An 11,125-nucleotide genomic window follows, 5' to 3' on the forward strand; every position below is an offset into this window, starting at 1 on the left:
CCCCTACACAGGGATGTGTGTTTTCCTGTAGGAGCTGCCGCAGGCTGCGATCTTTTGAGCAGCAAAAGCTTTTTGACAGCATCACATTTCAACAGGTTAGAATCGCTGGCACGCAGACTGCATGGTCAGTTTGCGCCCGCCTTTCAGCTTTCTGGAGTACTGCCTTTGAATGCGACGACCATCAACAGCCTGTTCTTGATCGGCGCGTTGCTGGTAGGTGCGAGCATTCTGGTGAGCTCACTTTCGTCCCGTCTCGGCATCCCGATTCTGGTGATTATCCTGGCCGTCGGCATGGCGGCCGGTGTCGATGGCGCCGGCATTCTTTTTGATAACTACCCCACGGCCTATCTGGTCGGTAACCTCGCGCTGGCGGTGATCCTGCTCGACGGCGGCCTGCGCACCCGGGTGTCGAGTTTCCGCGTGGCGTTATGGCCGGCGCTCTCGCTGGCCACGGTCGGCGTGTTGATTACCACCGGGCTGACCGGCATGGCGGCCGCCTGGCTGTTCAACCTGAACCTGATCCAGGGCCTGCTGATCGGCGCCATCGTCGGCTCCACCGATGCCGCGGCGGTGTTCTCGCTATTGGGCGGTAAAGGCCTGAACGAACGGGTAACCGCCAGCCTTGAAATCGAATCCGGCAGCAACGACCCGATGGCGGTGTTCCTCACCGTTACCCTGATCGACATGCTCGCCAGCGGCCAGACCGGCCTGCACTGGAGCCTGCTGACCCACCTGTTGCGCGAATTCGGCATCGGTGGCGTCATCGGCCTGGGCGGCGGCTGGCTCATGCTGCAACTGGTCAACCGCATCAACCTGGCCACCGGCCTGTATCCGATTCTGGTCATCGCCGGTGGCCTGGTGGTGTTTGCCCTGACCAACGCCCTGCACGGCAGCGGCTTCCTCGCCGTGTACCTGTGTGGATTGATGATCGGCAACCGCCCGGTGCGCAGCCGCCACGGCATCCTGCATATGCTCGACGGCATGGCCTGGCTGGCGCAGATCGGCATGTTCCTGGTGCTGGGGCTGCTGGTGACGCCTCACGATCTGCTGCCTATCGCCTTGCCAGCACTGGCCCTGGCGCTGTGGATGATTCTGTTTGCCCGGCCATTCTCAGTGATGGTTGGCCTGTTGCCGTTCAAGGCGTTCCATGGTCGCGAAAAAGCGTTCATTTCCTGGGTCGGCCTGCGCGGCGCGGTCCCGATCATTCTCGCGGTGTTCCCGCTGATGGCCGGCCTGCCCAACGCCCAGCTGTACTTCAACCTCGCCTTTTTTATCGTGCTGGTGTCGCTGCTGGTTCAGGGCACGAGCCTGCCGTGGGTCGCCAAGCTGCTGAAGGTGACGGTGCCCCCGGAGCCTGCGCCCATCTCCCGCTCGGCCCTGGAAGTGCATGTCACCAGTGAGTGGGAGCTGTTCGTTTATCGCCTCGGCGCGGAAAAATGGTGCATCGGTTCGCCCCTGCGCGAGCTGAAAATGCCCGAAGGCACCCGTATCGCCGCCCTGTTTCGTGGCCAACAATTGCTCCATCCGTCGGGTAGTACGGTGCTCGAAGTCGATGATTTGCTGTGTGTTATCGGCCATGAACACAACCTGCCGGCCCTCGGAAAACTCTTCAGCCAGGCGCCACAACGGGGCCTCGATCTGCGCTTCTTCGGCGACTTCGTACTCGAAGGAGACGCCCAGCTGGCCGCGGTTGCGGCCCTCTATGGCCTGAAGGTCGAAGGCATCGATCCGGACATGTCCCTGGGCCACTTCATTGCCCATAAGGTCGGCGGCGCGCCGGTGGTGGGTGACCAGGTTGAATGGAACAACACCATCTGGACCGTGGCGGTCATGGACGGGAACAAGATCGGCAAAGTGGGCGTCAGATTCCCCGAAGGAAGTCGCCCGGGTCCCGGACTCTTCCTCTAAACTGCTTCCACTATCACTTGCTTGACCGGTCTTTATGCCTAATCTGCGCTCCATCTTCGCCATCGCCCTGCTGGGTTTGAGTCTCTCTGTCAGTACTTTGCAAGCGGCCGAACCGCCTTCCAGCGAAGCCGTGCAGGCGAGCCTGGACAAGATCGCCGACCGCAAACTGCCGGAAGCCGATCAGAAGGCCCTGCAAACCGTCCTGCAAAGCACGCTGAACCAGCTCAACAACAAGCGTGACTACGAGCAGAAACTGACCGCGCTCAAGCAGCAATTGAACAATGCGCCCAAACAGACCGTCGAGAACCAGCGGGAACTGACCCGCCTCAAAGCCAGTAACGTGGTGCCGGTGGCGCAGCGATTCGCCAAAGAACCGATCCAGCAGCTTGAGCAAATGCTCACCGAGCGTTCCACCCAGCAAAGCGACCTGCAAAAAGCCCTGGCCGATGCCAACAGCCTGATCATCACCGCCCAGACCCGCCCCGAGCGCGCCCAGGCGGAGATCTCCAGCAGCCAGACGCGCATTCAGCAGATCAATACCATCCTCAAGAACGGCAAGGACGGCGGCAAGGCCTTGAGCGCCGAGCAGCGCGACCAGCTCAATGCCGAGCTTGCAGCGCTGAACGCCCTGATCCCGCTACGGCGCCAGGAACTGGCCGGCAATACCCAATTGCAGGACCTCGGCAACAGCCAGCACGACCTGTTGTCGGAGCGATCCGACCGCCTGGATCGGGAAATCCAGGAACTGCAAACCCTGATCAACCAGAAGCGTCTGGCGTTGTCCCAGGAAACGGTCACCCAGCAATCCATCGAAGCGCAGAAGGCCGGCGGCAGCAGCCTGCTGGCCACCGAAAGCGCGACCAACCTGAAACTTTCGGACTACCTGCTCAAAAGCACCGACCGTCTCAACGAAGTCACCCAGCAAAACCTGCAGACCAAGCAACAGCTGGACAGCCTGACCCAGAGCGACTCGGCCCTGGACGAGCAAATCAACGTGCTCAAAGGCAGCCTGCTGCTCTCGAAGATTCTCTACAAACAGAAACAGGCGTTGCCGCGCCTGCGGCTCGACCGCAACCTGGCCGATCAGATCGCCGACATTCGCCTGTACCAATTCGAAGTCAGCCAGCAACGGGAGTTGCTGAGCAATCCGACCACCTATGTCGAAAACCTGCTGTCGACCCAGCCGCCCGAGCAAGTCACGCCACAACTGCGCAAAAGCCTGATGGAGCTGGCCACCACCCGCACCGACCTGCTGGAACGCCTCAATCGCGAACTGAGCGCGGTGCTCAATGAATCCATCACCCTGCAACTGAACCAGAAACAACTGCTCAGCACGGCGCAAAGCCTGCGGGCGACGCTCGATGAGCAAATGTTCTGGATTCCCAGCAACAAGCCGCTGGAGCTGGAGTGGATCAGCAGTGTGCCGGATCGCCTCCAGCGGCAACTCGATTCACTACCGGTTCTTTCAAGCCTGAGCGAACTGACCGACGGCCTGACCCAGCGCCCGCTGCTGTTCCTGCCGCTGGCCCTGCTGATCGGCGCACTGCTGTGGCGGCGCAAGAATCTGTACGCGCGACTGAACAAGGTTCACCAGGACATCGGTCACTTCAAACGCGATAGCCAGTGGCACACGCCGCAGGCGATTCTGATCAATATTCTGCTGGCGATGCCGGTTTCCCTGGGCCTCGCCTTGTGCGGGCTGGCCCTGCGAATCGACGCCCGTGGGCAGAACGCCAATATGGGCGCGGCGCTGCTGCAAATGGCCGGGGCCTGGCTGGTGTTCTACACCGCCTACCGGATCCTCGCACCGGGTGGTGTGGCAGAACTGCATTTCCGCTGGGAAAAACCCCAGGTGGAATTCCTGCGCAGATGGGTCCGCCGCCTCGGCATAGTGGTGATGGCACTGGTGACCGTAGTCGCCGTTGCCGAACAGCAACCGGCGGCGCTGGCCGATGACGTGATCGGCATGCCGGTGGTGCTCATCTGCTACGCCTTGATGACCTTGCTGCTCAGCCGCTTGCTCATCAGCAGCCCGACCCACGAGAACGCCTCGCTGTTCCGCAAACTGGTGGGGATCCTGTTCACCGCCCTACCCGTCGCGTTGTTCGTGGCCGTGTGCTTCGGCTACTACTACACCGCGCTCAAGCTCAGCGACCGCTTGATCAACACCCTGTACCTGCTGATGTTCTGGCTGGTGATCGAAGCCACTTTCGTGCGCGGCCTCAGCGTGGCGGCCAGGCGTCTGGCCTACCAGCGCGCCCGGGCCAAACGACTGGCCGCCAAGGAGGCCGGCGATGGCGAAGCCGTGATCGAAGAACCGACGATGGACATCGAGAAGGTCAACGAACAGTCCCTGCGCCTGATCCGCCTGGCGTTGCTCGGTGGCTTCATGGCGGCACTGTATTGGGTCTGGGCCGACCTGATCACGGTGTTCTCGTACCTGGACAATGTCACGCTCTACGAATACACCAGCGGCACCGGCGCTAATATGAGCATGGTGCCGATCAGCATCGGCGACATGCTCGGCGCGCTGATCATCATCGGTATCACCTTCGCCCTGGCGCGCAACCTGCCCGGTCTGCTGGAAGTGTTCGTGCTGTCGAAACTCAACCTGGCCCAGGGCAGCGCCTACGCGACCACCACATTGCTGTCCTACGTGATCGCCGGCGTCGGTTTCGTCTCGACGCTGTCGACCCTCGGCGTAAGCTGGGACAAGTTGCAATGGCTGGTGGCGGCACTGTCGGTCGGTCTCGGTTTCGGCATGCAGGAGATCTTCGCCAACTTCATTTCCGGCATCATGATCCTGTTCGAACGCCCGGTGCGGATCGGTGACACCATCACCATCGGCAACCTGTCGGGGACCGTAAGCAAGATCCGCATCCGTGCTACGACCATCACCGACTTCGACCGCAAGGACATCATTGTCCCGAACAAGACGTTCATTACCGGGCAACTGATCAACTGGTCGCTGACCGACACCATCACCCGGGTGACCCTCAAGCTCGGTGTCGACTACGGCTCGGACCTGGACCTGGTGAAAGAGCTGTTGCTCAAGGCCGCGCGCGATAACCCGCGCGTCCTGAAAGACCCGGAGCCACACGTGTACTTCCTGAATTTCGGCGAAAGCACCCTCGACCACGAGTTGCGCATGCACGTGCGCGACCTCGGCGACCGCAACCCGGTACTCGACGAGGTCAACCGCTTCATCAACCGCGAGTTCAAGAAGCAGCACATCAACATCTCGTTCCGGCAGATGGAGGTCTACCTCAAGAACCTCCACGGCCAGGAATACAAGATGGTGCCGATCGAGCCGGAAGCGAAGACCATCGTGCCGTTGGTCGACGGCAAGGCATCGAAAGAGCCGCCCGCCGCCGAACTCGACTAACCGGCCTTTCCCCAGCAGAATGCTCGGACATTCTGCTGGAGCCGGCCCTTGAAAGCCCTCGACGAACTCACTTTCGATAATCGCTTCGACCGCCTGGGCGATGCGTTTTCCGCCCATGTGCTGCCCGAGCCCATCGATAATCCGCGCCTGGTCGTGGCCAGCCCCGCCTCCATGGCGCTGCTGGACCTTGACCCGGCCGAGGCCGAAACCCCGGAGTTCGCCGAACTGTTCAGCGGCCATAAGCTCTGGGCCGACGCGATCCCGAGGGCGATGGTCTATTCCGGGCATCAGTTCGGTTCCTACAACCCGCAACTGGGCGACGGTCGCGGCCTGTTGCTCGGCGAGGTGTACAACGAGGCCGGCGAACATTGGGACCTGCACCTCAAGGGCGCCGGCCAGACGCCATTTTCACGCATGGGCGATGGCAGGGCGGTACTGCGTTCGTCGATCCGCGAATTCCTCGCTTCCGAAGCCCTGAACGCCCTGAACATCCCGACCACCCGCGCCTTGTGCGTAATCGGCTCCGATACCCCGGTGTGGCGCGAAAAGCAGGAGCGCGCGGCCATGGTCCTGCGCCTGGCGCCGAGCCATGTGCGCTTCGGGCACTTCGAATATTTCTACTACACCAAGCGCCCGGAGCAGCAGAAAGAGCTCGGTGATCACGTGCTGGCCATGCACTTCCCGGAGTGCCTGGAACAACCAGAGCCGTACCTGGCGATGTTCCGCGAAGTGGTCGAGCGCAATGCCGAACTGATCGCCAAATGGCAGGCCTATGGCTTCTGCCACGGGGTGATGAACACCGACAACATGTCGATCCTCGGGATTACTTTCGACTTCGGCCCGTTCGCCTTCCTCGACGACTTCGACGCCAACTTCATCTGCAATCACTCCGACGACCAGGGCCGCTACTCCTTCAGCAACCAGGTGCCGATAGGCCAGTGGAACCTCAGCGCGTTGGCCCAGGCCCTGACGCCGTTCATCAGCGTCGAAGCCCTGCGCGAAACCCTCGGCCTGTACCTGCCGCTGTTCCAGGCCCATTACCTGGACCTGATGCGCCGCCGCCTCGGCCTGACCACTGCTGAAGACGACGACCAGAAGTTGCTGGAGGGCCTGCTGCAACTGATGCAAAACAGCGGCGTCGACTACAGCCTGTTTTTCCGTCGCCTGGGTGATGAAGCACCGCAACAGGCCATCACCCGCTTGCGTGACGACTTCGTCGACCTCAAGGGCTTTGATGCCTGGGGCGAACTCTACGTCGCCCGGGTGGCCCGTGAAGGCACGCTTGATCAACATCAGCGCAGCCAGCGGATGCACGCGGTCAACCCGCTGTACATCCTGCGCAACTACCTGGCGCAAAAGGCCATCGAGGCGGCGCAGAACGGCGACTACTCGGAAGTCCGCCGACTGCACGCGGTGCTGAGCAATCCGTTCGTGGAACAACCGGGGATGGAAAGTTATGCCGAGCGACCACCGGAGTGGGGCAAGCATCTGGAGATCAGTTGTTCGTCGTGATGCGGGTCAGATAAAGACCTCTGCCGACACACCAAAGCGCTCGGCCAGCCAGCGGATCTGTCGCAGGTTGAGCTGGCGCTTGCCACTCAGGATCTCGGAAACCACAGACTGAGGGCCGATGCCAGGCAGGTCACTCTGACTCAGGCCGTGTTCACGCATCAAGTAGCCAAGAACCTCGACCCCGCCAGGCTTCGGCATCGGGTGATGCTTATGGTCCCACTCCTCAATCCAGTCACCGATGATATCCACCAGACTCATCAGCGGGTGGGACTCATCATCGCCGGTCATCTCGAGCAACTCGTCCAGCGCATGCGCCAGCAGGTCATAGTCATCTTCGCTTTTCGGCTTTCGAAGCAGCGGTGAGACGAATTCCCAGTGCTCGGCAGCTCTTTTGATCAGGACACTCATGCTCTTTCCTCCTTCCATTTGCCGCGGTCATATTCGCGGTGATCCAGCACATGCTTGATATAAAGCTTTTGCGATCGATATCTGACAAAAGCTATCAGCCGCAACTTGTTACCACCGATATCGAAAACATGAAACTCACCTACCTTGTCGACAGCAGGGAATGTGGCTCTCATCGCTGCAAAATCCGGCGGTTTGCTTCCTTTGGCTAATTGATACCAATGATCCAGCGCGTTGGCTGCCATTGGCCATTTGGCCTTGGCTTCACGTACTCTTTTTTCGGTGAGAACATGCATGCAACATCCTTATCGCACTTTGCTATGGGGAGTTAATCACAGATCAAAAATATCGCAAGTTGCGATAATCCTTGGCAGACCAGCGGTGTGGCTTAGCACGACTCAGCCTAGTTTTATCGCCTGTCGCTGCACGATTGAAAATATGAGCAAACGTCTCCAACTAGGTGTTATCAGCTTCCCATTGGATCTTGCTCATGACCGACCCACTCCTCATCCCCTGCCCTCACTGCAACGGCCTCAACCGCATTCCCGCCGAGCGCCTCAATGACCACCCGAAATGCGGGCGCTGCAAGGCCGAAGTCCTGCTGAGCAAACCGTTCGAATTGAAGCAAGGCGACTACGCCAGCCAGATCAAGGGCGATCTGCCGCTGCTGGTGGACGTGTGGGCGGACTGGTGCGGGCCGTGCAAGTCGTTTGCGCCGGTGTTCGAGCAGGCAGCCGGGCAACTGGAGGGCAAGTGTCGGCTGGCCAAACTGGACAGCGAGGCGAACCAGCAGTTGTCGGCGCAATTGGGGATTCGCTCGATTCCGAGCCTGATCCTGTTCAAGAACGGCCGGGAAGTCGCCCGGCAGAGCGGGGCTTTCCCGTTACCGCAACTGATGGGCTGGTTGCGTAGCCAGGGGATCTGAAGCACCACAGACCCTGTGGGAGCGAGCTTGCTCGCGATGAGGGCTTCATATTCAACATCTCTGTTGACTGATAAACCGCTATCGCGAGCAAGCTCGCTCCCACAGGTTTTTCAGGCGTTTTCCAGCAAGTTGTGCAGCTCAACGAATTGCTGGGTCAGCTTGTGCCGCGGGTCGAGATGGATCAGCGGCGTGTTGGCCTGGTGGGATTCGCGCATGCGTACCGAGCTGGCCAGGTACACCGGCAACACCGGCAGGCCTTCGGCGATCAGTTCGTCGAGGATTTGCTGGGGCAGGCTGGCGCGGGCCTGGAACTGGTTGACGACGATGCCTTCGACTTCCAGGCCTTCGTTATGGTCGTCCTTCAACTCTTCGATTTCGGCCATCAGGCCGTACAGTGCCTGGCGTGAAAAACTGTCGCAATCGAAGGGAATCAACACACGATCGGCGGCAATCAACGCTGAAACCGCATAGAAATTCAGCGCGGGCGGAGTATCGAGGTAAATCCGGTCGTAGTCTTCGCCCAGTTCTTCAAGCAACTTACGCAGCTTGTTGATCTTGTGCTTGGCCTCAAGCTTTGGCTGCAAGTCCGCCAGCTCGGCGGTGGCGGTAATGACATGGAGGTTATCGAACGGGGTTTCGTAGATGTCGACCTGATTCTTTTTGGAGAACGGCCCGGAAGACAGCGTCTGCTTGAAGAAGTCGGCGATGCCCATCGGGATATCGTTACCGGTGAGCCCCGTCAGGTATTGAGTGGAGTTGGCCTGGGCATCGAGATCCACCAACAAGGTGCGAAAACCCTCGCTGGCACTGACCGCCGCCAGATTACAGGCAATACTGGATTTGCCAACGCCACCTTTCTGATTGAACACCACGCGCCGCATGTCAAAACCTCCGTGTACCAAAGAATGACCGAGTGTAGTGGTCCACCGCGTTGCTTCGCTACCTTGTCGGCACAGGGACTACACAGTCAGTTGCCTTCTCTTGCTTGAAAAGCCCTGAACGGCTCGGTGATTCGACGCCAGAACCGACAGACGGAGCAAAAAACCTTGTGAATAATTACCAATCGTTCAATTTTTTCGAGTCAGCCGCTTCATCTTATTGAGCAAAATGTAACCAGCATTTGCTACACGTTCCCGGCACCGGGATAATGCGCGCCACTCGGCGCCAAACGCCACGCAGGGTAAGTCTCGGCCCTCGGCCACTCCCCCGCGTCAAGTAAGCCCGTGAGGGTGGGATGAATGTCTGTGATCAACTTCAACATCGCCCAATGGCGCGCCTGGGCCCCAGGGCTTGAAAGCGTGAGCGATTGGCAGGCCTGGAGCCGACAACCGGCCGTGCTGCCGGACAGCGATGCCGCTCCCGACGTTTCTTTTCTGCCGGCCATGCAGCGCCGCCGGCTCAGCCGCCTGGCGCGGATGGCCTTCAGCGTCGGCTGGCCATTGGCCGAAGGTCGGCAGGATCTGCCATTGGTCTTTGTTTCCCGTCACGGCGAAACGCCCCGCACCGTCGACATTCTCAGTGATCTGGCCGCCGATCAGCCGCTGTCGCCGACCCGGTTCAGCTTGTCTGTGCATAACGCGATTATTGGCTTGTGGTCGATCATGCGCGGTGAAACCAGTGAAATGACGGCCCTGGCCGCCGCAGGTGATGGCCTGGAACACGGCATGCTGGAAGCTGCCGCGCTGCTGGCTGAAGGCGCTCGCGCGGTACTGCTGGTGGTCACCGAAGAGCAGCCGCCCGAGGCTTACTCAACCTGGATCGACGACGTGCCGTTCCCTTATGCCGTCGGCCTGCTGATCACCCCCGGTACCGACTGGCAGTTGTCCCTGAACAGCCCCTCGGATGTGTTGTCCAAATCCCGCTGGCCACACGCGCTGAATCTGTTGCGTATGCTGCTCGGCCAGCAAACCACCTGCCAACATGCCTGGAAAAATCGTGTATGGACCTGGCAACGCAACCCGTGACCGAGAAAAACCGCGACGCCTATTACTGGCGTTTGCTGGCCACCGCCGCGAGCTTTGCCCTGTTCGGGCTGGGCGGGCTGTGCCTGCGCCTGGTGATTTTCCCTGTGCTGAACTGCCTGCCGGGCGACGCCCGGACCCATCGGCTGCGGGCCCGGCAAACGGTCAGCCGCTGTTTCTGGATTTTCGTGCGTTTCATGGCCCGCACCGGCGTACTGACCTACACCATTGAAGGCGCGGAAAAACTCGGTCGCCCCGGGCAAATGATCATTGCCAATCACCCGTCGCTGATCGACGTGGTGTTTCTGATCGGCCTGGTGCGTCACGCCAACTGCGTGGTCAAGCAAAGCCTCTGGGAAAACCCTTTCACCCGCGGACCGCTGCGCTGCACCGAATACATCAGCAACGACGGCAGCATGGACATGCTCGACGCCGCTGCCGACGCGCTGAAAGACGGCCAGACCCTGATCATTTTCCCGGAAGGTACGCGCACCCAACCCGGCCAGGCGCCGGCCTTTCATCGGGGCGCCGCGGCAATCGCCCTGCGGGGTGCGAAAATCCTCACCCCGGTCATTATCAAGGTCAACCCGACCACATTGACCAAGGCCGAGCCCTGGTATCGCATCCCCAAGCGGCGCGTGCACTTCAGTTTCCGGGTCGGTGCCGATATAGATCCACAGACTTTCGCCACGCAGGGGCCGGCTCCGCAAGCCTCGCGCAAGCTCAACGATTATCTACATTCTTACTTTATTAAGGAGCTCGCCGAAGATGAGCGATCTGCACCGTGATATCAAAATGCTTATCATCGACGCCCTTGGCCTGGAAGACATCAGCGCCGAAGACATCGGCAACGAACAGACGCTGTTCGGCGAAGGCCTGGGCCTGGACTCGGTGGACGCACTGGAACTGGGCCTGGCCATCCAGAAAAAGTACGGCATCAAGATCGACGCCGATGCCAAGGACACACGTAATCACTTCAGTAACGTGGCGAGCCTTGCGGCGTTCGTCACCGCAAAACAGGCAGCTTGA

General features: G+C 60.3%; 10 protein-coding genes. 7 read left to right on the forward strand and 3 right to left on the reverse strand.

The window, feature by feature from the left end:
* Nucleotides 1–165: 165 nt before the first annotated feature.
* From AC1DVH_RS00005 to selO, 3 genes are read left to right on the forward strand one after another with little or no spacing between them, the layout of a single operon-like run.
* Nucleotides 166–1,908 (forward strand): potassium/proton antiporter, encoded by a 1,743-nt coding sequence (locus AC1DVH_RS00005; protein ID WP_477752130.1) that lies wholly within the window; start codon nt 166–168, stop codon nt 1,906–1,908.
* 34 nt (nt 1,909–1,942) lie between these two features.
* Nucleotides 1,943–5,293, forward strand: a complete 3,351-nt coding sequence (gene mscK / locus AC1DVH_RS00010) for a mechanosensitive channel MscK (protein ID WP_477752131.1) — start codon at nt 1,943–1,945, stop codon at nt 5,291–5,293.
* A gap of 48 nt (nt 5,294–5,341) precedes the next feature.
* Entirely contained in the window at nt 5,342–6,805 is a 1,464-nt protein-coding gene (gene selO, locus AC1DVH_RS00015; RefSeq protein WP_477752132.1) for a protein adenylyltransferase SelO, read from the forward strand.
* A gap of 6 nt (nt 6,806–6,811) precedes the next feature.
* Here the strand turns inward: selO and AC1DVH_RS00020 are convergent, their stop codons facing one another.
* The gene (locus tag AC1DVH_RS00020; protein WP_477752133.1) at nt 6,812–7,213 is read right to left on the reverse strand and encodes a helix-turn-helix domain-containing protein; all 402 of its coding nucleotides are present in this window, start codon (nt 7,211–7,213) and stop codon (nt 6,812–6,814) included.
* Nucleotides 7,210–7,506: a type II toxin-antitoxin system HigB family toxin gene (locus AC1DVH_RS00025; RefSeq protein WP_108216275.1), complete on the reverse strand. Its 297-nt coding sequence runs from the start codon at nt 7,504–7,506 to the stop codon at nt 7,210–7,212. The genes AC1DVH_RS00020 and AC1DVH_RS00025 overlap by 4 nt, the downstream gene beginning before the upstream one ends.
* Before the next feature lie 194 nt (nt 7,507–7,700).
* Between AC1DVH_RS00025 and trxC the strand changes: the two genes are divergently transcribed.
* Nucleotides 7,701–8,135, forward strand: coding sequence for a thioredoxin TrxC (gene trxC / locus AC1DVH_RS00030; RefSeq protein ID WP_477752134.1), 435 nt, complete (start codon nt 7,701–7,703; stop codon nt 8,133–8,135).
* Nucleotides 8,136–8,245: 110 nt separating this feature from the next.
* Here trxC and AC1DVH_RS00035 read toward each other — a convergent pair whose 3' ends face one another.
* Nucleotides 8,246–9,016 (reverse strand): ParA family protein, encoded by a 771-nt coding sequence (locus AC1DVH_RS00035; RefSeq protein ID WP_477752135.1) that lies wholly within the window; start codon nt 9,014–9,016, stop codon nt 8,246–8,248.
* A gap of 357 nt (nt 9,017–9,373) precedes the next feature.
* Here AC1DVH_RS00035 and AC1DVH_RS00040 point away from each other — a divergent pair, with 357 nt between their 5' ends.
* Genes AC1DVH_RS00040 through AC1DVH_RS00050 form a run of 3 tightly spaced genes read left to right on the forward strand, consistent with a single transcriptional unit; the run spans nt 9,374 to nt 11,125 of the window.
* Nucleotides 9,374–10,099 (forward strand): beta-ketoacyl synthase chain length factor, encoded by a 726-nt coding sequence (locus AC1DVH_RS00040; RefSeq protein ID WP_477752136.1) that lies wholly within the window; start codon nt 9,374–9,376, stop codon nt 10,097–10,099.
* Complete coding sequence (locus AC1DVH_RS00045; RefSeq protein ID WP_477752137.1) at nt 10,075–10,884, forward strand: lysophospholipid acyltransferase family protein; 810 nt, start codon at nt 10,075–10,077, stop codon at nt 10,882–10,884. Before AC1DVH_RS00040 ends, AC1DVH_RS00045 begins: the two co-directional genes overlap by 25 nt.
* On the forward strand, nt 10,865–11,125 hold the full coding sequence (locus tag AC1DVH_RS00050; RefSeq protein WP_095943238.1) for a phosphopantetheine-binding protein: 261 nt from the start codon (nt 10,865–10,867) through the stop codon (nt 11,123–11,125). The genes AC1DVH_RS00045 and AC1DVH_RS00050 overlap by 20 nt, the downstream gene beginning before the upstream one ends.

It is taken from the genome of Pseudomonas sp. P4_C3, assembly GCF_056402075.1.

Excerpts from the sequence above, each read along its gene's own strand:
- mscK (WP_477752131.1), top strand. The coding sequence starts at position 1,943 with ATGCCTAATCTGCGCTCCATCTTCGCCATCGCCCTGCTGGGTTTGAGT.
- AC1DVH_RS00020 (WP_477752133.1), bottom strand. The coding sequence starts at position 7,213 with ATGAGTGTCCTGATCAAAAGAGCTGCCGAGCACTGGGAATTCGTCTCA.
- AC1DVH_RS00025 (WP_108216275.1), bottom strand. The coding sequence starts at position 7,506 with ATGCATGTTCTCACCGAAAAAAGAGTACGTGAAGCCAAGGCCAAATGG.
- trxC (WP_477752134.1), top strand. The coding sequence starts at position 7,701 with ATGACCGACCCACTCCTCATCCCCTGCCCTCACTGCAACGGCCTCAAC.
- AC1DVH_RS00035 (WP_477752135.1), bottom strand. The coding sequence starts at position 9,016 with ATGCGGCGCGTGGTGTTCAATCAGAAAGGTGGCGTTGGCAAATCCAGT.
- AC1DVH_RS00040 (WP_477752136.1), top strand. The coding sequence starts at position 9,374 with ATGTCTGTGATCAACTTCAACATCGCCCAATGGCGCGCCTGGGCCCCA.
- AC1DVH_RS00045 (WP_477752137.1), top strand. The coding sequence starts at position 10,075 with ATGGACCTGGCAACGCAACCCGTGACCGAGAAAAACCGCGACGCCTAT.
- AC1DVH_RS00050 (WP_095943238.1), top strand. The coding sequence starts at position 10,865 with ATGAGCGATCTGCACCGTGATATCAAAATGCTTATCATCGACGCCCTT.